Here is a 262-nt window from a genome sequence, read left to right as displayed (position 1 = left end):
CGAATTGCTAGAAAACTTCTTTCTCACACGTTGGGTATTTTTGCCAATTTTAAACAAGGTAAAAGTCAACGCGACTGGCTTCAACAAGCCAACGTTATAAGATGTTAAAGTCGAGCATCGCGTTAAATAATGTTTCTTTAATCTGTTAACTTAAATAATTTTAGGTTATGACTACAATTTATTGATAGTGATGAATGTTCAGATAATATCCTATAACTCTGTCATGCATTTCTATGGATTTTGAAAAAGATAATGTTTTTCG

1 protein-coding gene is annotated in these 262 nt (G+C 31.3%); it reads right to left on the bottom strand.

Annotated elements, in window-relative coordinates; translation table 11 throughout:
* Positions 1-178: 178 nt before the first annotated feature.
* Positions 179-262, bottom strand: an 84-nt coding sequence (locus tag Xets_RS12695; RefSeq protein WP_222941595.1) for an IS1 family transposase, incomplete at its 5' end; no start/stop codon positions are given.

Origin of the sequence: Xenorhabdus sp. TS4 (assembly GCF_014467265.1) — a bacterium.
Lineage (GTDB): Bacteria > Pseudomonadota > Gammaproteobacteria > Enterobacterales > Enterobacteriaceae > Xenorhabdus > Xenorhabdus ehlersii.
This window is presented reverse-complemented; position numbering and strand designations above follow the sequence as displayed.